We start from the raw sequence: 24,149 nt of genomic DNA on the forward strand, positions 1-24,149 counted from the left end.
GTCTGTTCACATCCGCTCCAGCCGTTCGATCAGCTCGGCGACCGCCCGGATCGGGACTTCGGGCGGCCGTGCGCCGGGCCGGTCGGTGCCGGTGCCCCTGCCACTGCTGGTTCCGCTGCCACTGCTGGTTCCGTTGCCACTGCTGGTTCCGGTGCCGCTGCCGGCCCGGGCGTCGCCGCCGGTGCCGGCGGTGCGCACCGTCGACGGGTCCACCAGCGGCCACAGGTCGGCCCCGATCACCCGCGCCGCGGCCTGCGGATCCCGGTACAGGTTCACGCCGTGCCGCTCGGCCAGCCGCGCCGCGGCCAGCCGGGTCAGCTCCCGGCGCAGCCCGCGCTCGTAGCCGCCGCGCTCGCGCGTGTTGCGCAGCATGGAGGCGTACCAGGCCACGCCGATGTAGTGCCGTTCCAGCACGCGCTCGCGCACGTCGCTGTCCATCCCGAGGGTCCGGCCGGACACCGTGTACCAGGCGGCGAGCGCGACGGCCGCCACACAGACGCCCAGCGCCAGCCCCAGCCACCGGGTGCCCAGGACCAGCCAGGACGACAGCCCCACGACGGCGGTCATCGCGGCCAGCGCGCCGCCGATCGCGAACCACGTGCGGCGCTCGGCGACGGACAGCTTGGGCTGGTCGTCGTCCTGCTGGTCCCGGCGCCGGTTCACCAGCGCGCGGCGATGGCGTTCCTGGGCGCGCTCCATGGCCGCCTGGTGGTTCTCCATGCGGTTCAGGCCGCCCATCAGCGGCTCCCGCCGGTCGGGGCTGCGGCCGCGGCCGTGGCCTGGGCCTGGGCCTGCTGTGCGGCCTCGGCGGCCAGCGCTGCCGCACGGCCCTGCACATGCACGGATATGACCCGCAGCGCCTCGCGCGCGGCGTCGCGCTTCTCCTCGGCGATCCGGTGCCGCGAGAAGCGCGCCTCGCGGAACAGCTCGGTGAGCTTGCGCGCCGGCTCGTCGGGGATCAGGTTCGCCGCGGTGACCCGGCGCAGGAACTCCTCCGGGGTGTCCGTGGCCCGCCGTCCGCCGCCGCCCGCGCTGACCGCCAGCTCCATCGCCGAGTAGCAGGCGATGACGGCCTCGCGCGCGTCGCCCTCGTACTCCAGCGCTTCAGTTCCGGCCGCGACGGCCTCGGCGAGCTGTTCGAGCTCCGGGCCCAGCGGGTCGAAGTCGGCGAGTTCCAGCGGCAGCCGGCTGAACCAGCGGCGCGACAGCAGCCGGACCAGGACGTAGACGAGCAGCGCGAACGCCGCGGCGACGACGAGGAACAGCAGGGTCAGACCGACCGCGCGGGCGAAGCCGTCCTTGCCCGAACCGGTGTGCACGCCGCTCCGGCTCGGCATCGACGGGAATCGGGGCGAGGCCGTCACCGGGGGATCCGGTTGCTGGACCGGCGGCGGCTCGGGCTTGCGGCCCAGGAACAGCAGCCCGATCGGGGTCAGCACGGCGGCCGCGGTGAGCAGCACGGCGGTCGCCGTGCCGGCGCGGTGCAGCATGCCGTAGCCGTCGTCGCGGTGCTTGGCGAAGTTCGTGGCGACCACCCCCAGCAGGGCCAGCGCGGCCAGCGCCGCCACCACCCGGCCGTCGCCCCACACGCCGGTGCCCACGCCGCCGTCCAGCCCGCCGTCGCTCCGGGCCGCCACCGCCATCGCGGCGATGGCGAGGATGACGACCGCGAGCGGCAGCCGGCGCCGGGGATCGCCGGTCATGCGGTTCCGGCGCTCTGCTCGGCGGCGCGCTTGGCGCGGATCTTCGCGGCCTGCCGGGCCAGCGCGTGCTCCAGGCCGCGGTCCAGGTGCCCGCCGACCTGCCGGACCTGCTCGATCTCGGCGCCGGCGGCCTCGCGCACCTCCGAGGGGATGGTCCGCAGGTTGGCCGGCAGGGCCCTGACGGCCGCCCACAGCGAGATGTCGTCCATGTCCTTGGCCAGCTCGGTGTGCTTCTGCATCAGGACGACGAGATGGCGCCGGCGCAGGTGGGCCAGGCTGTCGGCGGTCTTCAGCGCGATCGCCCAGATCAGCAGGTTGAGCACCGGGACGGCGACGATCCAGGTGGCGTAGTGGATGTTGTCGCTGGTCAGCCAGGACGGCCGGTGGTGCATCCGGTCCGCCGAGTGCTTGACCCGCTGCTCCATCCAGGCCGGGAAGCCCAACACGGTCGCGGTGCCCAGCGAGGTCAGCGCGAACGGGATGCCTATGTAGGCGCCCCAGCGCGGCCAGGTGGTGGTGGCCTGCAAGCGGTGGCGCAGCCGCATGAACGGGCACGGGAACAGGACCGAGGCCAGGTTGCCGGCGGCGATCGGGGCCAGCGGCAGCTCGGCGATGATCGGCCAGTTGTGCTTGACCCAGTGGTGGTCCTTGGTCAGCAGGATCACCAGGCCGGCCACGCCGAAGGCGAATCCGGCCTCGAAGATGTAGAGCACCTGGTTGCGCACCCGCAGCATCCGCGCGGGGTCGCCGCCGGCGGACAGGACCTTGATCGCCCACTCCGGCTCGGCGGCCAGCTGGTTGGTCAGCGAGGCGTCGGCGACCGCGGTGAGCACGGTGGTGACGATCAGGGTCAGCGGATCGCGGATCCGGCCGCTGAAGGGGTCCCAGTACAGGAAGGCGCCGGTGGCCAGTCCCAGGCCCATGGAGGCGAACATCCCGAACAGCCAGTCCGGCCACACCCGCAGCACCCGTATGAGCTCCCGGGGGAGGGTCACCTTGGGAGCCGGCAGCGGTGCGGATCCGGACAGGGCCGTCGTGACGGCCTCGGTCATGGTGTGGCTCCCCCCTGTCGCGCCCCGTGGAGGCTACTTCGTGGCTCGCCAACGGAGGATAACCCGTTTGGCGGAGCTACGGCGGGTGATGGTCGTCGGGCGGTCGGTAACCCGTCTGGCAGATCACGACAAAGCGGTTCAGCCCGGTCCCGGCCAAGCTGAACGGGACAGCTCCGGCTTTTCGGTGCGCGAGTGGCTGCAGGAGGATGCATGGTCACGGTCCGCGATGTGATGACCGAGGCACCCAAGTCGGTGCTGGAATCGGACAACCTGGTGCACGTGGCCCGGGTGCTGCGTGACGAGGACGTCGGCTGCGTGCCGGTGGTCGACGACACCGGCCGCCTGCTGGGCATGCTCACCGACCGCGACCTGGTGGTCGAGGCGATGGCCTCGAACGACGACCCGACGATCCGGCAGGCCGGGGAGCTGATGCGCGGCGGGATCCACACCGTCGACGCCGACGCGCCGGTGACCAACGTCGTGGAGACGATGGGGCGCAACCGGGTCCGGCGGCTGCCGGTGGTCGCGGCCGGCAAGCTCGTCGGGGTGATCGGCATCGCGGATTTGGCCAAGAATTTGCCGACCGCGGCGGTCGGCGAGCTGATGGCGCTGATCTCGAAGTCGGGCCACAAGGACAAGCTGCCGTAAAATGGTCAGGTAGTTGACCAGGCCTGATGATGCTGGGTCTGGTGATGCTGGGCCTGGCGATTCCGGGCCTGGCGATTGCCGGACCTGACTACTCCGGGCCGGAGGCGGTCTCCCGCGTCCGGCCCGGCAGCCCGGCATCGTCGTTCAGGCGCGGGTCACTTGTTCAGGCCCACCGAGGCCAGCCACGCCTTGGCCACGTCCGAGGAGTCCTTCTTCTCGGTCACGACCTGCTCCAGCAGCGAGGTCAGCGTCGGGGTGTCCAGCTTGGCCGAGACCGCGTTCAGCGCGTCCACGCCGGCCTGCGACAGCTTGCTCTTGTCGACCAGCGGGATCACGTTCTGCACGCCGAACAGGCCCTTGTCGTCGTTCAGCACGACGAAGCCGTTGGTCTTGATGGCCGGCGTGGTGCTGTAGAGGTCGACGACGTCCGCGTCCCCGTGCTGCAGCGCGGAGACCGTCTGCGGACCGGAGTTGTCCAGCGCCTTGAAGTCCTTGAAGGTCAGCCCGTAGAGGCTCTGCAGGCCCACGACGCCCTGCTGCCGCGTCTTGAACTCCGCCGCCGAGCCCAGGACCAGGTCCTTGGCGTAGGGGGCGAGGTCGGAGACGTTCTTCAGGTTGTCCTTCGCCGCCAGCGCCTGGGTCACCACCAGCGAGTCGTTGTCCTGGGCCGCGGCCGGCTGCAGGATTTCCAGGTTGCTCGGCAGCTTCGCGCTCACGGCCTGGTCCACGCCGCTCTGCGAGGTCTCGGTCGCGGTCTTGTCCAGGTACGCGAGCAGCGCGCCGTTGTACTCCGGGACCACCGTGATCGAGTCCGACTTCAACTGCTGGAACAGGATGTCTCGCTGTCCCACGTTGGGTTTGCGCTCAACGGAGATGCCCTTGGCCTCCAGCGCCTGCGCGTAGATCTCCATGAGCAGCACGTTCTCCGGGAACGCCGCCGAGGCCACGACGACCTTGGAACCGCTCTTGGAGCTCGACGAGCAGGCGCTCAGCGCGCCGGTGGCGGCCAGGGCCACCGCCAGAGCAGTACCGAGGAGCCGTGTCCTGGAACCTGTAGTGCGCATTTGCATGTTTAAATCCCCTCCAGACCTATAGACCAGTCGAACCTAGCAACCCTTGCCGACAACGGCAGGCTTCCCACAAACCCGTTTCGAGACCTTTTCGAGACCGTTTGTGGCTGCGACCGGCCCGGTCCGGATCAAGATGCTGTGGCGGCGGCGACACGTGGACGCCGGCGCCGACCGAAATCACGGCAGCGCCGGCTGCCCTCCCGGCTCGGTAGGCAACCCCGCGGCGGCCCAGGCCCGGAACCCGCCGACCAGGTCGGTGGCGTTCGCCAGGCCGAGCAGTTGCAGGTCGCGGGCGGCCAGGCTGGAGGCGTAGCCCTCGTTGCAGAACACGACGACCTGCGCGTCAGCGGTCACGCCGGGCAGGCGCCACTCGCTGTCCGGCGACAGCCGCCACTCCAGGTGGATGCGCTCGACCGGCAGCGCCCCGGGTATCTCGCCCTCGGCCGCGCGGTTGGCGTGCGGCCGGATGTCGATCAGCAGAGCGCCCTGGTGACGCAGCGCGTCAGCCTCCTGGGGACTCACCCGCCGCAGTCCTGAACGGGCCTTCTCCAGGAACGTGTCCACGGAACTCAAACCAGGTCCTCCAGGCTCTCGTACTCCCGGGTGGGGAGCAGCGGGGGCGAATAGGCGTGCACGGTCGCGGCGGGCCCGATACCCGTTTGCCGGACGATATGCGCGCGGTCGCCGCCGAATCCGAGACCGTCACCGACCTGTAGCCTGCGCACCCCGATCGGGCCTCCGGGATACCGGTGCTCCTCCTGCACCTCGCCGGTCAGGACGGCGAAGGAACCGGCGGCGCCGCCGTGGTCGTGGGGCTTGGTGCCCTGGCCGGGCAGCCAGCTCAGCAGCCAGACCTCGACGCCCCGCGTCAGTGCGAGCCGCAGCCACCATCGCTGCGGCTCGGTGTACTGGACCAGGGGGCGCAGCCGGTCGGCGTACTCGCCGGCGAGCGCGGCGGTCAGGTCCCGAAGCTGCGTGGGCGTCCACAGCGGGCGGTCGGGGATGACGAGCTCGTGCAGGAAAGGGTCGGCGACGTCGAGCTCAGGCGTCTGCAAGGCCGAGGACATGGCAACTCCGTGGTCCGGGATGTGGGTCGAGGTCGGGGACGGCCTCGGTACACATGCAGGACGCCACGCGCAGCAGGTCGACCGGGCGGTCGGACCAGGCGAGCAGCGGAGCGGACATGCGGTGATGGTGGCACGCACGGGCAAGGGCTCGGCGGAAGCGTTCGGGATGTGGACGCGGGTGTCTCATCCGGTGTCGGGGTGCGGACGGGGCTTGTCCGGGATGTGGACGCGCTCAGAAGTCACGCCCACGCTCGACACCGAGGCCCGCTCGATCAGCGCAGCCCGGCCCCCTTCAACCAGGCGTCCGCCACCACGTCGATGTCCTTCTTCTGGTTCATGATCTTCACCATCATCGCCGCCAGCGCCGCCGTGTCCAGCTTCGCCGACACCGCGTTCAGCGTCGCGGTCGCGACCGGCGTCATGCTCGCGCGGTAGGCCAGCGGCGTCACGTTCTGCGCGGTGAAGACCTGCTTCGGGTCGGTCAGGACCTTGAAGTTGTGCGAGGTGATGCTCGGGTCGGTGGTGAACAGGGTCGCCACCTGCACCGTGTCGCCGGCCAGGGCCTTGACCGTGATCGGGCCGGCGGTGTCCAGGGAGGTGAAGTTCCTGAAGGTCAGCCCGTACTTGTCCTTCAGGCCCGGCAGGCCCTGGTAGCGCTCCTTGAACTCCGGCGGCCCGCCGATGGTCAGCGAGGGCGCGTACGGGGCCAGGTCCGCGATCGAGGACAGATGATCCTGGGCGGCCGTGGCTGCCGCCACGACCAGGGCGTTCTTGTCCTCGGCGGGGGAGGAGTTCAGGATCTCCAGCTGCGGCGGCAGTTTCGCGCCGAGGTCGGCGTTGATCTCCTCGGTGGTCGCGGCGCGGGTCTTCGAGTCCAGATACGCCAGCAACGCCCCGTTGTACTCCGGCAGCACCGTCAGCGAACCCTGGCGGACCTGCTGGTACAGCACCTCGCGGCTGCCGACGTTGAAGCGCGCGCCGACCTTTACGCCTTTGGCCTTCAGCGCCGAGTAGTAGATGTCGGCCAGCAGGACGTTCTCTGGGAAGTCGGCCGAGCCGACCGTCACCTGGCCCTTCTTCGGGCCCGGGACCAGGGGGTTGCCGTTGGTGCAGGCCGTGGCGGCCAGGGCGGCGGCCGCCACGGCGGTGACGGACAGCAGGATGCGGGGGGACTTGCTCATTGGGGCGTCCTTCGTGCGGTGCTGGAAAGCCGGCCCCCCTGCTCCTCGCTAGACAGTCTGTTTCTTCTGCCTCAATCCCGGCGAGACCAGCAGTCTGCGCAGCAGCGCGAAGAACAGCAGGTTCAGGATCGCCGCGATCACGATCAGGATCGCACCCCCGGCCACCATTCCGTAGTCGGTGGTCGCCAGGCCGTCGATGACGAAGCGGCCCAGTCCACCGAACGAGGAGTACGCCGCGATCGCCGTGTTCGCGATCGCGTTCACCGCCGCGAACTGGAAACCGGTCAGGATCAGCGGCAGCGCCGCCGGGACCTCGGCCCGCCACAGCACCTGCCACGATCTCAGGCCCATGCCCTTCGCGGCGTCGGTGAGCTGCGGGTCCACGTTGCGGATGCCCTCGTAGGTGTTCAGCAGGATCGGCGGGACGGTCAGCGCCACCAGCGGGATCATCACGGCCCGGAACTTCACGCCCATGACCACCACCAGCAGCACCACCAAGCCCAGCGTCGGCAGCGCCCGCGCCAGGTTGGCCAGCGAGCTCACGGCCAGGCCGCCGCGCTTGGCGTGCCCGGTCAGCAGGCCCAGCGGGAAGGCGATCACGGCCGCGATGAGGACCGCCTCGGCCGAGTACTCGAAGTGCTGCAGGAGCCGGGTCGGGATGCCGTCGGACCCGCTCCAGTTCGCGCTCGTGGTCAGCCAGCCCCAGGCTTGGCTCAGGACGTTCACGCCGGCCTCCGCTTGTTCCACGGCGTGAGCAGCCGCTGGATGATCACCAACAGCAGGTCGCAGGCCAGGGCCAGGGCGACGATCACGACGATGCCGGTCACCGCCAGGTCCGAACGGCTCAGCTGGGCCGCCGCCGTGAACAGGGCGCCGAAGGCCCCCACGCCGATGACCGTGCCGACGCTGACCATGCTGATGTTGCCGACCGTCGCCACCCGCAGCCCGGCCATGATCGGCGGCACCGCCAGCGGCAGGTCCACGGCGAACACCCGGCGCGCGCCGGTGTAGCCCATGGCCACGGCCGCCAGGCGGACGTCCTCGGGGATTCCCCTTATGCCCTCGACGATGTTCGGGACCAGGGCGGCCAGGCTGTAGAACGACAGCGGGATGATGACCGTGGTCTGCGTCAGTCCGGTGGAGGGCACCAGCAGCACGAACAGCGCGATGGACGGCAGCGAGTAGATGACGGTCACCAGCCCGACCACGGCCGGGTAGATCTTCGGGAAGCGCACGCACAGCAGCGATATCGGCAGCGCGGCTATGAACCCGAACAGCACCGACAGCAGCGCCATCGTCAGCTGCTGCTGGATCAGTGAACCGTATGTGCCCAGATAGTCGGGGATGTGGGGGAGCAAGCCCGCGGGCCTTATCAGTCGGTCTGGCCCCATCAGTCCATCTCCGGGGTGTCGTCGGAGCCGGTGCCGGTGGTGTCGTCGAATCCGCTCTTTTGGCCGTCGCTGAAGGATCCGATTTCCGGTGCGCTCCCGCTCTGCGCGGCCCGGATCGCCGGAACCAGTTCCTCCACCGAGGCCACGCCTATCACCCGGCCGTCGACGCCCACGCCGACCGCCCGGCTGGAGGGGGACAGGATCGCCGAGTCCAGCGCCGCGCGCAGCGAGTCGGTCTCGGCGTCGAAGGTGTGCCCGTAGGAGGTCAGGTCGCCGACCGGCACCCGGCTCAGGTCGCCGTCGGCCGGCACCTGGTCGGCCGGCAGCCAGCCCAGCGGCTTGTGCCCGCCGTCCACGACCAGCAGCCACGGCTGCGTCCCCCGGCGCGCCAGCACCTCGGCCGGCGGCGCGTCCACCGCGACCACGGGCTCGGGGCGCAGCGGGACGCCGGAGGAGGAGTAGAAGGACAGCCGGCGCACGCCGCGGTCCAGGCCCAGGAAGCTCTCGACGAACGCGTTCTTCGGGTGGGCCAGCAGTTCGGCCGGGGTGTCGAACTGCTCCAGCACGCCGCCGGTGTTCAGCACCGCGACCTTGTCGCCGAGCTGGATCGCCTCGTCGATGTCGTGCGTGACGAACAGGATCGTTTTGCTCAGCTCGGATTGCAGGCGCAGCAGTTCGGTTTGCAGGTCCTTGCGCACCACGGGGTCCACGGCGCTGAAGGGCTCGTCCATGAGCAGCACCGGTGGATCGGCGGCCAGCGCCCGGGCGACGCCGACGCGCTGCTGTTGGCCGCCGGAGAGCTGGAAGGGATAGCGCTTCGCGTGCGACTCATCCAGGCCGACGGTGGTCAGCAACTCCATGGCCCGCTCGCGCGCCCTCTGCTTGGACCAGCCCAGCAGCCGCGGCACGGTCATCACGTTGGCCAGCACCGTTCGGTGCGGGAACAAGCCGGCGTTCTGGATCACGTAGCCGATCCCGCGCCGCAGCTCCGGCGCGGACTTGGACCGCACGTCCACCCCGTCGATGAGGATCTCGCCGCTGGTCGGGTCGATCATCCGGTTGACCATCCGCAGCAGGGTCGTCTTGCCCGACCCCGACGGGCCCACCAGCACCGTGACGCGGCCGCTGTCCGCGGTCAGGTCCGTCGCGGCGACGGCCACCGTCCCATCCGGGTACGTCTTTCCGACCTGCACGAAGGAAATCACGCCGGAGAGCCTAGCCGGTGGCTCGGTCAAAGGTTGGTCAAGTCCAGGCAAGATGCCCGCTGCGGAGAGGGTGCGCGTCCTACATCAAATACTAGAACCTGTTGCAGTTTTACGCCCCGGCCCCTACCGTCCCCACCATGCGAACCCCGCTCTCGGCATCCCTGGGTCTGGAATTCCCCCTGTTCGCCTTCAGCCACTGCCGCGACGTCGTCGCGGCGGTCACCCGGGCCGGGGGCCTGGGCGTCCTGGGCGCCGTCTACTTCACCCCCGACGAGCTGGAGACCGAGCTGCGCTGGCTGGACGCGCACACCGACGGCAAGCCGTACGGCGTCGACGTCGTCATGCCGGCCTCGGTCTCCACATCAGTGCACGAAGTCTCCGCCAAGGACTCGGCGCGCACGAGTATGGAGGAGACGCTCAAGGCCTACATTCCCGCCAAGCATCGCGACTTCGTCGAGGGCATCCTCGACAAGTACGAAGTCCCCGAACTCCCCGCCGACGGCGACCACAGCCACCAGCTGCTGGGCTGGACCGACGCCACCGCGCGCCCGCAGGTCGAGGTCGCCCTCGACCACCCGATCGCGCTGCTGGCCAGCGCCCTGGGTCCGCTGCCGGCCGACATCGTGGAGCTGGCGCACCGCAACAACGTCCGCACAGCCGGCCTGGCCTCCAGCGCGCACCACGCGCGCAAGCAGGTGGAATCCGGCGTCGACATCATCGTCGCGCAGGGCACCGAGGCCGGCGGCCACACCGGCGAGATCTCCACCATGGTGCTGATCCCCGAGGTCGTCGACGCGGTCGGCGACACCCCGGTCCTGGCCGCCGGCGGCATCGGCGACGGCCGCCAGGTGGCCGCGGCGATGGCGCTCGGCGCGCAGGGCGCGTGGACCGGCTCGATCTGGCTGACGGTCGCCGAGGCCGACACTGACCCGCGGGTGGTCCCCAAGCTGCTGGCCGCGTCCTCCCGCGACACCGTCCGCTCCCGCGCCCTGACCGGCAAGCCGGCCCGGCAGCTGCGCACCGACTGGACGGATGCCTGGGAGGGCACTGATTCCCCCGGCGCGCTGCCGATGCCGCTGCAGTACATGCTGGTCTCCGAGGCGCACCGGCGGATCGCGCGGGCCGGGCGCACCGAGCTCATGGGCATGCCGGTGGGCCAGATCGTCGGGTCGATGACCCAGGTCCGGCCGGTCCGGGACGTGATCTACCAGCTCGTCGAGGAGTACGCGGCGGCCGTGGAGCGCCTGGGTCGCATCACCGAGGCCTGACACGCTCTTGTTCGCGACCGCGAACGGTCGTAAGGGGCACGAGCGGAAAATCATCCACATCCGCCGATAACCGTGCGGTCACCGCCTGTCACACCGTACTCTGCGAACTGGCACCGGTGACCCATACGGTCCCGGCGCCCCAACCGGTCACGCCGAGGGCAGACGCGACCGGGACACCGGGGTCTCTTTCCGCGCTCTAGAGGCCCCGGTGTCGGTCGTTCGGCGTGTTCTGACAACCTGACGCGCCCCCGCCCTCGTGTAGCACCTGCATGCAGGGAGAACGCGAGGGGTGGCCACATGAGAAGACCTGACGACGGCGAGTTCAGCGAACTGGTCGCCGCCCGTTCGCCCACGCTGCGGCGCACGGCGTACCTGATGTGCGGGGACTGGCACCAGGCCGAGGACCTGACGCAGATCGCCCTCATCAAGCTGCACGCCGTCTGGGGCCGGGTCCGCCGTCGCGAGGATCTGGACGCCTACCTTCGCAAGACCCTGCTGCGCGCCTGCATCGACGAGAAGCGCCGCGCGCGCTGGCGCCGGGAGCAATCGGCGTCGGACTGGCTGCCGGATCCGCCGGCCGCCGAGGGCCCGGTCGACGCGGCCGCCGCCGACCGCGACCTGCTCGTCGCGGCGCTGCGCACGCTGCCCGCCGGGCAGCGCGCGGTCCTGGTGCTGCGCTTCTGGGAGGACCAGAGCGTGGAGGAGACCGCCCGGCTGCTGGGGTGTTCGGTCGGCACCGTCAAGAGCCAGACGTCACGGGGACTGGCGGCGTTGCGCGCGGAATTCGCGAGCCCCGCGTACGCCACCGACCCCGACCTGCTCACGTGGAAGGAAGGATGAGCATGACTGAGGAGCTGGAGTGGGCTCGCGAACTGTTCGACCGGACCCGGGGTGCCGGGGAGCCCGCGTGGACCGCCGACGCGATGGCGCTCGCGCGCTCCGGGGACCGGCGCCGGCGGCTTCGGACGGCGGGGGCCGGCGGCGGACTGGCGGGTGTGGTGGCGGTGACCGCGGCCGTGGCCGTCGGTCTCGGCGCGGGGACCACTGATCTCGGGTCGCAGGCCGGGCCGGGCGGTGGGTGGGGGAACAGGCCGCTGGCGGAAATCTTCGAGCACACCAACTATCTGGGTCCCGTCGACAATTCCGGGCACGCCTATGTGCCGGAGCCAGCGGTGGCCGACTTGGCGGCGGTGATGGGGCGCTTGGACCCGTCGTTGTCGCACATCGTCGGGAAGGCGGACGACGTGCGCGTCGTCTCCGCCGGCGACGCGGAGGTCAAGCGGGCCACCACGATCGGCATGAGCTCGGTCTGGGTCACCGCCGCCCCGCGGCCGGCGGGCGAGCTGAGTTTCCAGTTCGCCTCCTCCGGCGGATCCGCCCGCAGCATGCCGACGGGCGAGCTCGGCACCGATCAGCTCACCGGACCGTGCGCCCTCGCCGTCGGTGGCGATCCGTCGCCGGCCGGGGCCGGGATCACGTCGTCGGCGTCGGTCAAGTGGTCGGCGTGCACCCAGTCTCACCTCGCGGACGGCTCGACGATCGGCACCGCCTCGGCGCGGATCGGTGAGGGGACCGCGATGGTCGCGGTGCGCCAGTTCTTCGATGGCGAAGTCTTCTCCGTCGTCGCGACGGACTTCTGGACGTCGGGGTGGCAGGGTTCGGTGCCGGATCCGACGACCGTGGTCCACCCGACACCCTGGAGCGAGCAGTCTCTCGCCGCGGCGCTGGCCGATCCGGCGGTCGGGCCCGGCTGGCATCCGATCCCGCCGCCGGACTCCGACGGGAGGCTCCTGCAGCCCGCCGACTTGGGAAAGGGGTGGGCTTTCGACACCTCAGGGGGCGTAGGCGGAAGCCCCCTGCAGTACCAGATCGCCAACGGCTGTGTTCCGACTCGGACTGTCTCCGTGGCCAAGGCCGGATCGCAGGCACGCTATTGGGGTCAGTTGCCCGACGGCATCTCGGGCACGGTGTATGAAGGCGAATTCCCTTTTCATGCCGGCACCGGTGCGCAGACGATGGCGCAGGTCCGGTCGGCGGCGCAGAGCGGGTGCAAGGGCAAGAACGGGCCGGTCGACTACAGCGGTGACAAGGTCGTCCCGTTGCCGGCGGGCATCGGCGACGAAGCCTTCGAAGCGGTCGTCCCCGGCCTGGGAATCGTCAGCGTCGAGGTCCGGATCGGCGACACGATCCTGCGCGCTGATGTCTCCAACGCCGCCTACGCCCAGGACGCGATCTGGCTGGAGAACAAACCGCTCGACATGAGTTCGGCGGCCGATCAACAGTGGCTCGCGAATCTCGCCCGCGCCATGGTCTCGCGCTACCACGCGGGCATGACAGGTCACTGACGGTTCCCGCCACGGCTCGTCGGCGGCGCGCAGCGGTCGTCAGCGAGCCGTCGGCGAGCCGTGACGGTCCAACGAGAACTCGTTCTAGTTCTGCCCCGCGAAACCCTTGCAGCCTCTCAGGGGCCGTGTTGTACTCCACTACTGACGATCCATCAGATGTCAGAAGGCGGGAGTCGCGCATGGCAGGGCTGGGTTTCTGGAGAATCGCGCAAGCCAACCCCGACTGGACCGCCGTCATCGAGGAAGCCGGCGGCGAGCACAAGGCCGGCGACGTCCTGGCGCGCGCCAACCAGACCGTGCACGCGCTGCGCGCCCTCGGCATGGCCGACGGCGACGGGCTCACGCTGCTGATGCCCAACGTGGTGGAGATGGTCGAGATCTACGCCGCCGCGTTGCAGGCGGCGTGGTACTACACCCCGATCAACTTCCACCTGGCCGGTCCCGAGGTCGCCTACATCGTCCACGACGCCGAGGCCAAGGCCTTCTTCTGCCACGCGCGCTTCGCCGAGATCGGCCTGGCCGCCGTCGCCGAGCTGGAGAAGGAGGGCCACGGGCTGCCGAAGGAGGCGCTGATCAGCGTCGGCGGCGACATCCCCGGCTTCACGCCGCTGGAGCAGTTCCGCGCCGGCCACAGCACCGACAACCCCGAGGGCCGCAGCTACGGCACCGCCATGCACTACACCTCCGGGACCACCGGCAAGCCCAAGGGCGTGCGGCGCCCGCTGTCCGGCCAGGACCCGGACGACATGGCCGAGTTGGGGACCGTCCTGCCCGGCTTCTTCGGCATCACCCCCGGCGGCGACGGCGTGCACCTGGTCACCTCGCCGAACTACCACACCGCGGTCACCCAGTTCGGCGGCAACGCGCTGCAGATGGGGCACACGCTGGCGCTGATGGACAAGTGGACGCCCGAGGGAACGCTGGAGATGATCCAGCGGACCCGGGCCACGCACACGCACATGGTCCCGACCCAGTTCCACCGCATGCTGCACCTGCCGGAGGAGGTGAAGCAGCGCTACGACGTGTCCTCCATGAAGGTCGCGATCCACGCCGCCGCGCCGTGCCCGCAGCACGTCAAGCGCGCGATGCTCGACTGGTGGGGCCCGGTGATCTACGAGTACTACGCCGCGACCGAGGGCGGCGGTACCATCTCCACCCCCGAGGACTGGATCGCGCACCCCGGCACGGTCGGCAAGGCCTGGCCGATCAGCGAGGTCAAGGCGTTGGACGACGACGGCAACGAGGTCGCCGCGGGCACCCCCGGCACCGTCTACATGAAGATGATGATCGGCGAGTTCGAGTACAAGGGCGACAAGGCCAAGACCGAGGCCAACCGCCGCGACGGCTTCTTCACCGTCGGCGACATCGGCTACTTCGACGAGGACGGCTTCCTCTACCTGTGCGACCGCAAGATCGACATGATCATCTCCGGCGGCGTCAACATCTACCCGGCCGAGATCGAGGGCGAGCTGCTGCGCCACCCGGCGGTCGGCGACGTCGCGGTGTTCGGCATCCCGGACGAGGACTGGGGCGAGCAGATCAAGGCCGTGGTCGAGCTCAACGAGGGGTACGAGCGCTCCGAGGAGCTCGCCGCTGAGATCATCGGCTCCCTGGACGGCCGGCTGGCCCGGCTGAAGTGGCCCAAGACCCTGGACTTCATCGACCAGCTGCCGCGCGAGCCCAACGGCAAGTTGTTCAAGCGGCGGCTGCGCGACCCGTACTGGGCCGGCCACCAGAGCGCGATCTGAGGCGCGGGGCCGACGATGACGACTCAGACCGCGCCCACACCGGCCGCGTCCGCTGACGGGCACGCCGTCCACGTCCTGGAGTTCCCCGGCGGCTACACCCGCTCCACCGGCCCGGTGATCGGCCGCTTCCTGACCGGCCTGCGCTCCGGGCGGATCTACGGCGTGAAGACCCCCGACGGCAAGGTCCTGATCCCGCCGACTGAGTACGACCCGGTCACCGCGGCCGCCCTCGGCGCCGCCGACGAGGACTGGGTCCAGGTCGGCCCGGCCGGGACCGTGACCAGCTGGACCTGGATCGACGCCCCGCGCCCGGACCATCCGCTGGACCGGCCCTTCGCCTGGGCGCTGGTGAAGCCCGACGGCGCGGACACCGCGATGCTGCACGCCGTGGACAGCGGCTCGAAGGAGGCGATGGCGACCGGGATGCGGGTGCACGCGACCTGGCGCGCCGAGCGCACCGGCTCGGTCAAGGACATCGCCTGCTTCGTGCCCGGGGAAGGTCCGGCCGAGGTGCCGGCACTGGCAGGGGAGGCAGAGCTCGAACCGGTCTCGGTGGTCACGCTGCCGCACCGGCTGGAGTACCGGCTGCGCCCCGGGGCGGTGTGGAACCACTTCATCGACGGCATGGCCGAGGGGCGGATCCGCGCGACGAGGTGCACGGCGTGCGGCAAGGTCTACGTCCCGCCGCGCGGCGCGTGCCCGGCGGACGGGCTGCCCGCGACGGAGTGGGTGGACCTGCCGGACACCGGGGTGCTGACCACGTTCGCGGTCAACAACGTGCCGGCGGCCGGCGCCCCGGAGGTGCCGTTCATCAGCGGGTACGTGCTGCTGGACGGCGCCGACATCGCGATGCTCGTCCTCATCTCCGACGTGCCGTGGCAGGACGTGCGGATCGGGATGCGGGTGCGGGCGGTGTGGGTGCCGGAGGCCGAGCGGACGCGGTCGGTGAAGAACCTGAAGTGGTTCGCGCCCACCGGCGAGCCCGACGTCCCGTTCGAGCGGTTTGAGGAGTACGTGTGATGAGGGACGTCGCGGTCGTCGGCTTCGCGCAGAGCGAACACAGCTTCTCCGACCTCGGGTGGACCGAGGCGGACCTGGTCATGCCGCTGGTGAACGAGGTGCTCGGGGCGACCGGGCTGAAGCGCTCCGAGATCGGCTTCACCTGCTCGGGGTCCAACGACTACCTGGTCGGCACGCCGTTCTCGTTCGTCGCGGCGCTGGACACCATCGGCGCGTGGCCGCCGATCGCCGAGAGCCACGTCGAGCAGGACGCGGCCTGGGCGCTGTACGAGGCCTGGGTGCGGATCCAGCACGGAGACGTCGACGTCGCCCTGGTGTACGGCTTCGGCAAGGGCACGGTCGGCGACCAGGTCGGCATCAGCTCCCTGGGATACGACCCCTACTACCTGGCGCCGCTGGTACCGGGACACGTCGCGATGGCCGGGCTCCAGGCCCGGGTGCTGAAGGACGCCGGGTTCGACGTCGACCCGGATCCCACGCCGCCCCCGGCCACGGACGGCGCCGCCGCGGTGGTGCTGGCCGCCGGCGACGTGGCGCGGCGGGCATGCGCGCGGCCGGCGTGGATCCGGGGGCTGGACCACCGCATCGAAGCCCACGGGATCGGGACCCGGGACCTGGCACGCAGCGAGTCGGCGCGCCTGGCGGCGCAGCAGGCCGGCGTGGGCGCCGGACCCGTGGAGTTCGCGGAGCTGCACACGCGCTTCGAGCACGAGGAAACGTTGCTGCGCCACGAGTTGGGACTCGACGAGAAGACGGTGGTGAACGCCTCCGGCGGCCCGCGCAAGGCCGATCCGATCATGGCGACCGGGCTGATCCGGATCGGCGAGGCGGCCGCCCGGATCCACGACGGCAGCGCGGCGCGCGTCCTCGCGCATGCCACCGCCGGGCCGTGCCTGCAGCACAACCTCGTATGTGTTCTCGAAGGGGAGCGGTGAGCATGGGTAACCGTTGCGCCGTGATCGGCGTCGGCCAGACCGAGTACCGCACCAAGCGCGCCGACGTCTCCCTGGCCGGGCTGGTGCGCGAGGCCGCCCTGCGGGCCTTGGAGGACGCCGGGCTGACCTTCGCCGACATCGACTCGGTGGTCCTGGGCAAGGCCCCGGACATGTTCGAGGGCGTCGCCACGCCCGAGCTGTACCTGGCCGACGCCCTGGGCGCCGCCGGCAAGCCGATGATGCGGGTGCACACTGCCGGCTCGGTCGGCGGCTCGACCACGCTGGTCGGGGCCTCGCAGGTGCAGGCCGGGGTGCACGAGCGGGTGCTGGTCGTGGCGTTCGAGAAGCAGTCGGAGTCGAACGCGACGTGGGCGCTGTCCACGCACTCGCCGTTCTCCGCCTCCCTGGTGGTCGGCGCCGGCGGGTATTTCGCTCCGTATATCCGGGCCTATATACGGCGTTCCGGTGCTCCGGCCAATATCGGGATGATGGTCGCGGTCAAGGACAGAATCAATGCGTTGCGTAATCCCTACGCGCATTTGAAGATCCCGAACATCGACCTGGCGATGGTCGAGGAATCGATGATGCTCTGGGATCCGATTCGTTATCTGGAGACCTGTCCTTCTTCGGACGGGGCGGTGGCGATGGTGCTGGCCTCGGAGCGGGCCGCGCAGGCCGCGAGCGCGGCCACCGGGCGGCGTCCGGCCTGGGTGCACGGTGCGGCGATGCGCTCGGAGCCGATGGGCATGGCCGGCCGGGACAGCGTGGACCCGCGGGCCGGGCGCGACTGCGCGGCCGACGTGTACCGGCAGGCCGGCGTCACCGAGCCCCGGCGGCAGTTTGCCGCGGCCGAGGTGTATGTGCCGTTCTCGTGGTACGAGCCGATGTGGCTGGAGAACCTCGGATTCGCGGAGAAGGGCGCGGGCTGGAAGCTCACCGAGGCCGGCGCGACCGCGTTCGAGGGCGACATCCCGTGGAACCCGTCCGGGGGAGTGCTGTCGTCGAACCCGATCGGGGCCTCGGGCATGATCCGCTTCGCCGAGGCCGCGCAGCAGGTGCGCGGCCAGGCCGGGGAGCATCAGGTGGAGGCCGCCGTGGACGGCCCGCGGCTGGCTTTGGGGCACGCTTATGGCGGCGGATCTCAATTCTTTGCCATGTGGGCCGTCGGGGCGAACAAGCCGTAGCAGTGGGGATCGGCCGGGGGGCGGTTCCGGATCGTCTCGGGATCGTCGGGATCGTCTTCGGGCCGGTCCCGGCCGTCCCGAAGATGAGAATTCCACAATTACCCCGAGGTCATATGCCGCACTTGGCGTCATGTCCGGCGCTTCGAGAAGGGCAAAAGAGGAAGGGTATTGCGACACCGTTCAGCTCGGCGTAACGTCCGCGTTCAAAACCGGCGCGGCGGGGCGGACCGAGGCCGGTCACCTGGGCTTTGTGAAGTGCGGTGGACGGTGTGGCGACAGTCGATTTCATTCGCGCAAGTTGCACGTACCCGGAGGGGAAACGCAAGGCCGTTGACAATCTGACACTGTCCGTGGCGGACGGCGAGTTCCTGGTGCTGCTGGGCCCGTCCGGCTGCGGCAAGACCACGGCGCTGCGCATGCTCGCCGGCCTGGAGGAGGTCCAGACCGGCCAGGTCCTGGTCGACGGGCAGGACCTGGAAGGCATCGCCCCCGGCGAGCGCGACCTGGCCATGGTGTTCCAGAGCTACGCGCTCTTCCCGCACATGACGGTGGCGCGCAACCTGGGCTTCCGCATGGAACTGGCGGGCGCCCCGGCCTCGGCCGTGTCCCGCCGGGTGCGGCGCATCGCCGCGGAACTGAACCTGACCGAGCGCCTGGACCGGCTGCCGAAGACCCTGTCCGGCGGCGAGCAGCAGCGCGTGGCGATCGGCCGCGCGATGGTGCGCGAACCACGCGTGTTCCTGATGGACGAGCCACTCGGCGCCCTGGACGCGAAGCTGCGGGCCTCGGCGCGCGCGAAGATCGCCGACATGCAGCGCCGAAGCGGCATCACCACCCTGTACGTGACCCACGACCAGGTCGAGGCCATGGCGATGGGCGACCGCATCGCCATCATGAACCGCGGCATGCTCCAGCAGGTCGACACCCCGCGCCGGCTGTACGACCACCCGGTGAACGAGTTCGTAGCCGGATTCGTCGGCTCCCCGGCGATGAACCTGGTGCCCGGCACGTACAAGCACGGATGGGCCCTGATCGGCGACCTGGACGTGTTCGAGGTGCCGGTGGAGGTGGCGCAGCCGCTGACGTCGCCGTCGGTGCTGGTCGGCTTCCGGCCGGAGCACGCGACGATCGCGGCGCCGGGGAACGGGATCTACGCGACGGTCGGCGTGGTGGAACGGCTCGGGCACACGGCGTACCTGCACTGCGAGATGGGTACGGGGCGCGCGCGGCGGACGGTGATCGTGCGGTGCGACGAGTACGACGCGCCGAGGGCGGGGGCTCATGTCGGGGTGGTGCCGGATCCGCGGGAGATACATCTTTTTGATGGGGAGAGCGGGCTGCGAGTGGGGCGGTAGTTCCGGGTATCGATTCCGGGATCGGGCTATTGGTTCCGGTTCCGGCTACCTGGTGGTCGGGGCGGACCGGGTGTACTCGCAGTAGGAGTCCCGGTCCAGCGGGCCGATGTCGAGGGCCAGTCCGAGCTTGCCGTCGACCGCCGCGAACTCCAGGGGGTCGTCGAAGTTCTGGATCACGAGATCCAGCGTCGGTGGTTCGGTGTCGGACGTCCAGCCGAGGTTCTGTGAGATGGACCAGCGTGCTCGGCCCGTGTAGAGATCGGCCGGGTCGGTGTACATCTTCTGCTCGTCGTATGAGGGGACGTTGGTGAGCGTGGCGGCGCCGCCGTGGTCGAGGCGGATGGTTCCGCCGCAGTCGGCGGTCCAGGTTCCTTCGACGTCGGTCGTGCCGACGTCACCGCGGTACTGGTGGTAGTTGCCGTTGTCGCAGGCTGCGAGGCCGGCGATCATCAGGGATGCGGCTATGAGCCTGGCGACGGTGGGCCCCATGGGGCCAGTGTCGCAGGAGGCTGGCCGGGGCCGTTCGCCGCGTCGGCATTCGCACCGGTCAGCGGTTGGCCGTGGCGGTGATGTGGGCGGTGAGCACGTCGAGTTCCTGTTCGCCCTGCGCGAGCTGCGCTTGGGCGGCCTGGAAGTAGGCCGGGTGGTTGGCGCCGGCGAGAGCGTCGGTCGCGGCGGCGACGTAGGCGCTCAGCGCGGCCTGCCACCCGGTGGCGTTGACGCTGTCGGGATTGGCGTCGAGCAGACTCGCGGTACTGACGTTGTCGCACAGGGCCTTGGCGGCGGCGGGCACGGCCGCGGCGTCCTGGCTCACGACGACGGCCTTCAGCGTGGCGGAGTCACTCCGCAGCGCGCCGACGCTGGGCGCGGCCTTGACGACCCACGCGTTGACGGTGGGGGCTGTGCCACTGCCCGTCTTGGCACCGGCGACGGCGGCGGCGCACGAGGCGCTCGCACTCTCGGCGGCGGAGCTGCCGGAGGTGGTGGGGCTGGCACTGGGGCTGCTGGTGGTGGCGACGATCACGGCCGCGGCGCCGTTGGACCCCGCGCCGCCCCCGCCGGCGGCCACGGCGGCCACAGCACCGGACGCCTTCGAGGAACCGGTGACATTGGACAGCAGATGCCAGCCGAACGGCCCGACCGTACCCACCACGGCCAGCGCCGCGACCACGCCGAGCGCGATGCGCCGATCGAAGCGGTCATCGGCCGGGTCGTCGGGGATGGCGGGGCCGGCTGGGCCTGCCGGGCCGCCGGATCCGGTGCCGGCGCCGGCACCGGCGCCGGCCGAGCCCGCGGCGGTCGGGCCGGACGCGCCGGACTCGTCGTCGTGGGCCGGAGGCGGTTCGGGCGTCGTGGTCATGGCTCAACGGTCGGCCGGGCCCGGAGGAATGCGCGAGTGCTGTGAGCCTTATGGCTGAACGCTGAGCGGGATGGGTGTCGGTGAGCTGATGGTGGTTTCGCACACCAGTGCCAAGTGCTGACATGGCTGGCTGTGTGGGACAGGCCGTGCTGGGTGCTGGGTGCTGGGTGCTGGGTGCCCAGGGCTTTGTGCCCAGCCGCTGAGCGCGATGCTCGCCTGCCACGTGCCGAGCGAAGGGTGGCCTGTGCCCAGCGCCTGGTCCGGATGTCGGGAGCCGAGTGCCCTGCAACCAGAGTCGAGCGCCGGGCGCCGAGGCCCACCGCCAAGCGGCACGCTTCGAGTACCGAGTGTCCAGTGCCAAGGCGGTTGGGCGCCGAGTGCCGTGAATGTCCAGCGCTGCATGTCCAGCGCCGAGTGGCGAGTGCCGCATGCCGAGGCCGAGTGCGCACTGTCGGGTGCTGAGCGGCGGTGACCGGGTGTCGAGCGACCAGTACTGGCTCCGGGCGCTCAGGGCTGAGTGCCCGGAGCAATCCGAACAACCTCAAGGCCACGCGGGACTACTCGCCGTTCTCCGCGCAACGCAAGAGGGTACGGGCTTCCCAAGTGGTGTTCTCGTTCCTGGCGAGGACGGTCCTCTTCAGGCCGTCCTCGCCGGTTCCCGCTCCAGTCCACATAGTGGATCGCGACATGACGCAAGAGCTCAATCACGGCCTGGGCTTGACGAACGATGAGAAGACCCTCGCGCTTTCCCTGCCGCCGGTGTTGCCGACCCTGCCCGCTCACGTCGAAGTCGAGGGCACCGCAGCCTGGGCCGAACGATCCGACTCTGACGACGATTGCACGCACCACGAATCCCAACGTTCGGACCTGCCGCTGGCAGCTCTCCGCGCCACCGCCGACAACCGGGCGCTCAACACGCCTACTCGACGGGGAAGCCCGGGCGCCTCGCGTCGTATCGGGCTTGGGCCCGGCCCCCCGCGGGCCCAAGCCCGTGCCCCCGGCGGGGCGTCGGTGTCAGAGGATGCCGCACCAGGCGTTGATCCAGGCCTTCCATGATCCGTCGCTCTGCTGTGCGGCCGATCCCGAACTCAGGATGGGCGAGCAGCCGATGTCCGAGGCGTTGTTGGCGGCATCCAGGTGGGCCGCGGACGCGGTGGCGCCGGTGCCCCAGAATTCCCTTATGGTGGCGGCGCTCACTCCGCCGCCGGCCGGGGACGCGGCCTGCGCCGACGCCGGCGTGCCGGCAAGTGTCACGGCCGCGAAAAGGGTTGCTGCGCCTACAAGGGTGTTCCTTAGTTTGATCACAGGCACCTCCGGCAGATGGGGACATTTCCCTGGCAGCATCGCACTGGCCGGGCTTGTATACCAGGGTTCTGATTTGAATTTCCCGGCGGGATGGTTCGGGTGGGGTAGCTCGGCGTCCTGCGAGCGGCGGCGCGGTCAGTCCGGGTGTATCACGATCCACGCGCCGGGCACGTGAGTCTCATGGCGCGATCGGGTCCGCGTCAGTCACGCAGCACCCCGACGGACGATCAACTCGGCAGACTACCGCCGACCAACAGCGCGAGTACCCGAGAACCCTGCAATGCCAGCCTCATGACCAGCTATTTCAGGATGGCGACAGCTCAATGAGCGTCCAGAGGCGAGTAGTGGGTGGCGGCGAGCGGTTAGTGCCGAGTGCCGGGCGTCGGGTGCCAAATGGCGAATGGCGAATGGCGAATGGCGAACGGCGAATGGCGCCGGGCGGTTAGTGCCGGGCGGCGAGTGGTGCTACGCGGCGAGTGTCGAGCGTCCTGTTCCGAGTGGCGAGGTGGCGAGCGGCGGGTGCGTAGCGCTAGTGGCGAATGCATACGTCAAGGTGGCGAGTGCTCGGTGCCGGGGTGGCTAGCGGCGGGGCGTTAGGTGCCGAGCGGGGAGCGTCCAGCGGCGGGCAGCGAGTGGTGCCGAGCGGCTGGCGTCGAGTGGTGCTGAGTTCCGAGCGTCGGGTGGCTAGCGGCAGGAGCATTGGGTGCCGGGCGGAGAGCGGCGAGTGGTGCTGGCCGTCGGGCGGCGAGTGGCGAGTGGTGCCGGTGTCGGGCTGCGAGCGCCGGGTGCCGGGTGCCGGGTGCCGGGCGGCGGGCTGCGAGCGGCGAGCGGTGAGTGGTACCGCGTGTCGTGCGGCGAGTGGTGCCGGGCGGCGAGTGGCGAGCGTCGTGCGGCGAGTGGTACCGGGCGTCGGGTGCCGGGCGGCGGGCGGCGAGTGGTGCGAGCGGTGAGTGGTACCGCGTGTCGTGCGGCGAGTGGTGCCGGGCGGCGAGTGGCGAGCGTCGTGCGGCGAGTGGTGCCGGGCGTCGGGTGCCGAGTGCCGAGTGGTGCCGCGTGTCGGGCAGCGGGCAGTGGGTGCCGAGCGGCGAGTGCGGGCTGCTCAGGGCAGGGCGCTGGGGAGCGGGCAGCCGGTGCTTAGCCCCAGCTCCAAGCGTGCGGAGGGGCGAGCGGCCGGGCGCTCAAGTCGCTCCGGCGGCCCGTCGTCCCGCTTCGCCGGCGCCAGCGCCTGTGGTGGCGGCGGCTGCGGCGTCGGCGTCGCTGCCGACGGGGGGTTGGGCGGGGGTTGTGGAGATGGCGATGGCGATGGTGCTCAGCAGGGTTGCGGCGGCCAGGGAGACCAGGGTGCCGGCTGCGTGGGGGCGGATGGACATCAGCCAGATGGCCCAGGTGGCGGCTATGGCGGTGATGCGGGCGCTGGCCAGGAGGACCGGGTCGTGGATCAGGTGGGCCAGGTGGGGTGGGAGGGTGCCTTCGGGGGCGGCGTTGGCTGCGTCGAGGAGGCGGGTGGCGGGGCGGCCGCTGAAGCCGCCGCCGACGACGGAGATGGCGACGACGATGCCGATCGCGGCCACGACCCAGGCGTCGCCGAAGTGGAAGGTGGGGTCGTGGGCCACCAGGGCCAGGCCGCAGCCGGTCATCAGGAGGGTGGCCAGGGGCATCATGATGGGGAGGGTTCGGGCGGCTCGGACGGCCAGGCGGAGTTCGGCGACGGTGGTGGCGCGGTTCGCGGCGGTGACCGCGTAGACCTCCAGGCCTATGCCGGCGACCAGGACCACGGTGCCTATGACGTGGCCGAAGAGCAGCCAGGAGTTGATCATGGTGGTTCCCCCTTGGGTTTATGAGCCCTTTTCTATCCCAACCCCTTTTTTATGGATGGATTCAGGATAGGTGGGGTGGGTGGGGGATGTCAGCGCCCGAACGGGTGATCTGGGGGGAACTAGACAGTTGCTTGATAGACCTTGCGGAGGGTCTCGTGGATCGTCCAGCGGGTTTCGGCGCCTTCGGTGAGGATGGCGGCGTCGCCGGGGCCGACTTCCAGGACCGTTCCGTCGGCGAACTCGATCGTCGCGCGTCCCGAGAGGACCACGAACAGCTCGTCCGCCTCGGTGTCGGTGACCACCCCGGGCGTCATCTGCCAGATCCCGCGCACCACACGGCCGTCGGCCGACTCGCTCAGCACCAGCTCCGAGACCTCGGGCGTACCGGCGACGATCTGCGACGGGTCCAGGGCCACGGGCTCCAGGACGGCGTCGGCGACGGGGACGGCGAACCCCAGAACAATGGTGCGATCATCAGACATGCGCGGCAGCCTA

The 24,149-nt window shown here is 70.6% G+C and carries 24 protein-coding genes; 9 read left to right on the forward strand and 15 right to left on the reverse strand.

The window, feature by feature from the left end; all coding sequences use genetic code 11:
• Positions 1–6 precede the first annotated feature (6 nt).
• The 3 genes from ABH926_RS49915 to ABH926_RS49925 are packed head-to-tail and all read right to left on the reverse strand — an operon-like array spanning position 7 to position 2,755.
• Positions 7–738 carry a hypothetical protein gene (locus ABH926_RS49915; RefSeq protein ID WP_370374455.1) on the reverse strand — a complete coding sequence of 244 codons (732 nt, stop codon included), beginning with the start codon at positions 736–738 and terminating at the stop codon, positions 7–9.
• Complete coding sequence (locus ABH926_RS49920) at positions 738–1,703, reverse strand: DUF4129 domain-containing protein (protein ID WP_370374456.1); 966 nt, start codon at positions 1,701–1,703, stop codon at positions 738–740. Before ABH926_RS49920 ends, ABH926_RS49915 begins: the two co-directional genes overlap by 1 nt.
• The gene (locus tag ABH926_RS49925) at positions 1,700–2,755 is read right to left on the reverse strand and encodes a hypothetical protein (RefSeq protein WP_370374457.1); all 1,056 of its coding nucleotides are present in this window, start codon (positions 2,753–2,755) and stop codon (positions 1,700–1,702) included. The genes ABH926_RS49920 and ABH926_RS49925 overlap by 4 nt, the downstream gene beginning before the upstream one ends.
• 210 nt (positions 2,756–2,965) lie before the next feature.
• Between ABH926_RS49925 and ABH926_RS49930 the strand changes: the two genes are divergently transcribed.
• Positions 2,966–3,403, forward strand: coding sequence for a CBS domain-containing protein (locus tag ABH926_RS49930; RefSeq protein WP_370374458.1), 438 nt, complete (start codon positions 2,966–2,968; stop codon positions 3,401–3,403).
• Between the two features lie 155 nt (positions 3,404–3,558).
• Here the strand turns inward: ABH926_RS49930 and ABH926_RS49935 are convergent, their stop codons facing one another.
• The 7 genes from ABH926_RS49935 to ABH926_RS49965 all read right to left on the reverse strand — a co-directional run bounded on the left by ABH926_RS49935 (position 3,559) and on the right by ABH926_RS49965 (position 9,317).
• Positions 3,559–4,473 carry an ABC transporter substrate-binding protein gene (locus ABH926_RS49935; RefSeq protein WP_370374459.1) on the reverse strand — a complete coding sequence of 305 codons (915 nt, stop codon included), beginning with the start codon at positions 4,471–4,473 and terminating at the stop codon, positions 3,559–3,561.
• 177 nt (positions 4,474–4,650) lie between these two features.
• Entirely contained in the window at positions 4,651–5,046 is a 396-nt protein-coding gene (locus tag ABH926_RS49940; protein ID WP_370374460.1) for a rhodanese-like domain-containing protein, read from the reverse strand.
• Positions 5,043–5,540 carry a cysteine dioxygenase family protein gene (locus ABH926_RS49945; protein ID WP_370374461.1) on the reverse strand — a complete coding sequence of 166 codons (498 nt, stop codon included), beginning with the start codon at positions 5,538–5,540 and terminating at the stop codon, positions 5,043–5,045. Before ABH926_RS49945 ends, ABH926_RS49940 begins: the two co-directional genes overlap by 4 nt.
• A gap of 272 nt (positions 5,541–5,812) precedes the next feature.
• Positions 5,813–6,721 carry an ABC transporter substrate-binding protein gene (locus tag ABH926_RS49950; RefSeq protein WP_370374462.1) on the reverse strand — a complete coding sequence of 303 codons (909 nt, stop codon included), beginning with the start codon at positions 6,719–6,721 and terminating at the stop codon, positions 5,813–5,815.
• A gap of 48 nt (positions 6,722–6,769) precedes the next feature.
• Positions 6,770–7,447 (reverse strand): ABC transporter permease, encoded by a 678-nt coding sequence (locus tag ABH926_RS49955; RefSeq protein ID WP_370374463.1) that lies wholly within the window; start codon positions 7,445–7,447, stop codon positions 6,770–6,772.
• Positions 7,444–8,079, reverse strand: coding sequence for an ABC transporter permease (locus tag ABH926_RS49960; RefSeq protein WP_370374464.1), 636 nt, complete (start codon positions 8,077–8,079; stop codon positions 7,444–7,446). Before ABH926_RS49960 ends, ABH926_RS49955 begins: the two co-directional genes overlap by 4 nt.
• Before the next feature lie 32 nt (positions 8,080–8,111).
• The gene (locus ABH926_RS49965) at positions 8,112–9,317 is read right to left on the reverse strand and encodes an ABC transporter ATP-binding protein (protein WP_370374465.1); all 1,206 of its coding nucleotides are present in this window, start codon (positions 9,315–9,317) and stop codon (positions 8,112–8,114) included.
• Between the two features lie 137 nt (positions 9,318–9,454).
• Between ABH926_RS49965 and ABH926_RS49970 the strand changes: the two genes are divergently transcribed.
• From ABH926_RS49970 to ABH926_RS50005, 8 genes are all read left to right on the forward strand, one after another.
• Positions 9,455–10,585, forward strand: a complete 1,131-nt coding sequence (locus ABH926_RS49970; RefSeq protein WP_370374466.1) for an NAD(P)H-dependent flavin oxidoreductase — start codon at positions 9,455–9,457, stop codon at positions 10,583–10,585.
• Positions 10,586–10,882: 297 nt separating this feature from the next.
• Entirely contained in the window at positions 10,883–11,425 is a 543-nt protein-coding gene (locus tag ABH926_RS49975) for a SigE family RNA polymerase sigma factor (protein ID WP_370374467.1), read from the forward strand.
• A gap of 2 nt (positions 11,426–11,427) precedes the next feature.
• Positions 11,428–12,930 (forward strand): hypothetical protein, encoded by a 1,503-nt coding sequence (locus ABH926_RS49980; protein ID WP_370374468.1) that lies wholly within the window; start codon positions 11,428–11,430, stop codon positions 12,928–12,930.
• Positions 12,931–13,109: 179 nt separating this feature from the next.
• Positions 13,110–14,678, forward strand: a complete 1,569-nt coding sequence (locus ABH926_RS49985) for an acyl-CoA synthetase (RefSeq protein WP_370374469.1) — start codon at positions 13,110–13,112, stop codon at positions 14,676–14,678.
• Positions 14,679–14,693: 15 nt separating this feature from the next.
• A complete protein-coding gene (locus ABH926_RS49990; RefSeq protein WP_370374470.1) occupies positions 14,694–15,698 on the forward strand; it encodes a Zn-ribbon domain-containing OB-fold protein in 1,005 nt (334 codons plus the stop codon).
• The gene (locus ABH926_RS49995) at positions 15,698–16,633 is read left to right on the forward strand and encodes a lipid-transfer protein (RefSeq protein ID WP_370374471.1); all 936 of its coding nucleotides are present in this window, start codon (positions 15,698–15,700) and stop codon (positions 16,631–16,633) included. Before ABH926_RS49990 ends, ABH926_RS49995 begins: the two co-directional genes overlap by 1 nt.
• A 2-nt stretch (positions 16,634–16,635) precedes the next feature.
• Positions 16,636–17,817, forward strand: a complete 1,182-nt coding sequence (locus ABH926_RS50000; RefSeq protein WP_370374472.1) for a thiolase domain-containing protein — start codon at positions 16,636–16,638, stop codon at positions 17,815–17,817.
• 269 nt (positions 17,818–18,086) lie between these two features.
• Positions 18,087–19,172: an ABC transporter ATP-binding protein gene (locus ABH926_RS50005; RefSeq protein WP_370374473.1), complete on the forward strand. Its 1,086-nt coding sequence runs from the start codon at positions 18,087–18,089 to the stop codon at positions 19,170–19,172.
• Between the two features lie 45 nt (positions 19,173–19,217).
• On the opposite strand, the gene ABH926_RS50010 is transcribed toward ABH926_RS50005, so the two are convergent.
• From ABH926_RS50010 to ABH926_RS50030, 5 genes are all read right to left on the reverse strand, one after another.
• Positions 19,218–19,661 carry a hypothetical protein gene (locus ABH926_RS50010; RefSeq protein ID WP_370374474.1) on the reverse strand — a complete coding sequence of 148 codons (444 nt, stop codon included), beginning with the start codon at positions 19,659–19,661 and terminating at the stop codon, positions 19,218–19,220.
• Positions 19,662–19,719: 58 nt separating this feature from the next.
• Positions 19,720–20,532 carry a hypothetical protein gene (locus ABH926_RS50015; protein WP_370374475.1) on the reverse strand — a complete coding sequence of 271 codons (813 nt, stop codon included), beginning with the start codon at positions 20,530–20,532 and terminating at the stop codon, positions 19,720–19,722.
• Positions 20,533–21,546: 1,014 nt separating this feature from the next.
• A complete protein-coding gene (locus tag ABH926_RS50020; RefSeq protein WP_370374476.1) occupies positions 21,547–21,786 on the reverse strand; it encodes a hypothetical protein in 240 nt (79 codons plus the stop codon).
• A 1,229-nt stretch (positions 21,787–23,015) separates the two neighbouring features.
• On the reverse strand, positions 23,016–23,654 hold the full coding sequence (locus tag ABH926_RS50025) for a hypothetical protein (protein ID WP_370374477.1): 639 nt from the start codon (positions 23,652–23,654) through the stop codon (positions 23,016–23,018).
• Between the two features lie 119 nt (positions 23,655–23,773).
• Positions 23,774–24,136 carry a cupin domain-containing protein gene (locus ABH926_RS50030; RefSeq protein WP_370374478.1) on the reverse strand — a complete coding sequence of 121 codons (363 nt, stop codon included), beginning with the start codon at positions 24,134–24,136 and terminating at the stop codon, positions 23,774–23,776.
• Positions 24,137–24,149 lie beyond the last annotated feature (13 nt).

The sequence above is a fragment of the Catenulispora sp. GP43 genome (assembly GCF_041260665.1).
GTDB lineage: Bacteria > Actinomycetota > Actinomycetes > Streptomycetales > Catenulisporaceae > Catenulispora.

Coding starts and splice junctions, on each gene's coding strand:
- ABH926_RS49915 (WP_370374455.1), bottom strand. CDS start 738: ATGGGCGGCCTGAACCGCATGGAGAACCACCAGGCGGCCATGGAGCGC.
- ABH926_RS49920 (WP_370374456.1), bottom strand. CDS start 1,703: ATGACCGGCGATCCCCGGCGCCGGCTGCCGCTCGCGGTCGTCATCCTC.
- ABH926_RS49925 (WP_370374457.1), bottom strand. CDS start 2,755: ATGACCGAGGCCGTCACGACGGCCCTGTCCGGATCCGCACCGCTGCCG.
- ABH926_RS49930 (WP_370374458.1), top strand. CDS start 2,966: ATGGTCACGGTCCGCGATGTGATGACCGAGGCACCCAAGTCGGTGCTG.
- ABH926_RS49935 (WP_370374459.1), bottom strand. CDS start 4,473: ATGCAAATGCGCACTACAGGTTCCAGGACACGGCTCCTCGGTACTGCT.
- ABH926_RS49945 (WP_370374461.1), bottom strand. CDS start 5,540: ATGTCCTCGGCCTTGCAGACGCCTGAGCTCGACGTCGCCGACCCTTTC.
- ABH926_RS49950 (WP_370374462.1), bottom strand. CDS start 6,721: ATGAGCAAGTCCCCCCGCATCCTGCTGTCCGTCACCGCCGTGGCGGCC.
- ABH926_RS49970 (WP_370374466.1), top strand. CDS start 9,455: ATGCGAACCCCGCTCTCGGCATCCCTGGGTCTGGAATTCCCCCTGTTC.
- ABH926_RS49975 (WP_370374467.1), top strand. CDS start 10,883: ATGAGAAGACCTGACGACGGCGAGTTCAGCGAACTGGTCGCCGCCCGT.
- ABH926_RS49980 (WP_370374468.1), top strand. CDS start 11,428: ATGACTGAGGAGCTGGAGTGGGCTCGCGAACTGTTCGACCGGACCCGG.
- ABH926_RS49985 (WP_370374469.1), top strand. CDS start 13,110: ATGGCAGGGCTGGGTTTCTGGAGAATCGCGCAAGCCAACCCCGACTGG.
- ABH926_RS49990 (WP_370374470.1), top strand. CDS start 14,694: ATGACGACTCAGACCGCGCCCACACCGGCCGCGTCCGCTGACGGGCAC.
- ABH926_RS49995 (WP_370374471.1), top strand. CDS start 15,698: ATGAGGGACGTCGCGGTCGTCGGCTTCGCGCAGAGCGAACACAGCTTC.
- ABH926_RS50000 (WP_370374472.1), top strand. CDS start 16,636: ATGGGTAACCGTTGCGCCGTGATCGGCGTCGGCCAGACCGAGTACCGC.
- ABH926_RS50010 (WP_370374474.1), bottom strand. CDS start 19,661: ATGGGGCCCACCGTCGCCAGGCTCATAGCCGCATCCCTGATGATCGCC.
- ABH926_RS50015 (WP_370374475.1), bottom strand. CDS start 20,532: ATGACCACGACGCCCGAACCGCCTCCGGCCCACGACGACGAGTCCGGC.
- ABH926_RS50025 (WP_370374477.1), bottom strand. CDS start 23,654: ATGATCAACTCCTGGCTGCTCTTCGGCCACGTCATAGGCACCGTGGTC.
- ABH926_RS50030 (WP_370374478.1), bottom strand. CDS start 24,136: ATGTCTGATGATCGCACCATTGTTCTGGGGTTCGCCGTCCCCGTCGCC.